This is a genomic window from Xenorhabdus innexi (assembly GCF_002632485.1).
GTDB lineage: Bacteria > Pseudomonadota > Gammaproteobacteria > Enterobacterales > Enterobacteriaceae > Xenorhabdus > Xenorhabdus innexi.
Genome location: NZ_NIBU01000226.1, coordinates 1 through 675, shown reverse-complemented (window position 1 = coordinate 675; position 675 = coordinate 1). Strand labels below are relative to the sequence as shown.

Annotated in this window: 2 pseudogenes; both read right to left on the bottom strand. The window is 47.1% G+C overall.

Going from position 1 to position 675, the window contains the following annotated elements:
- Positions 1 to 135: pseudogene (locus Xinn_RS23065) on the bottom strand (site-specific integrase); the annotation flags it as partial.
- Between the two features lie 209 nt (positions 136 to 344).
- Positions 345 to 675 (bottom strand): annotated as a pseudogene (locus tag Xinn_RS21260) (TraI domain-containing protein); the annotation flags it as partial.

The window sequence follows — 675 nt, the reverse complement described above, 5'->3', positions numbered from 1 at the left end:
CGTTTCCCCCATAAACCGGGTAAATCCCCGCACCACCTTCCGGTAACTCCACTCGGTATCCGGTCTCAGAATATGTGAAAAGAAATACTCTTCTAATAGCTCATCCCAACTGAACGTTTCTGTTGTGTGCAACATCTTCTTTTTTCCCTCAGTTATCATACCTGCACGGTTTTTTGTTCAGAAAACCCGGGCAAATACCAAAATACAAATAACCCTTTAAATTATTTACTGTTAAATGATGAAGTTAGGTTACTGTTTATGCCAAGACTTCTGCCTCACGCCCCGATCGTTTGATCAGTTTTGCGCCATGCAGGTGAGTTTTTCCGTCATATTGACGCGGAAAATCAATCAGTTGATTGAAATAATGACAACAGTGTCCGGGTATCATCCGTCGCAGACGGCAATGAACGGTTTATTTCACTGACGGGTGGATTCAGTGTTATTTCCGGGACAACGACTGATCCGGTTTCAGAAGCAAAAGCCATTTCTGTCACAGTGGGTGAAGCCACCTGTTTATCCAGTGGTGAATGAACCTGTCCGGCTGCTTCCTGAAGCAGCGTATCAATCAGCGGCACGGTGGACGGACGGCCATTAAGATGCTGCATCAGGCAGTGCCAGACTTCCGGGACGGAAACCAGCCACATCATGGCTTTTTCCGGTACCAGACTGGCCGCC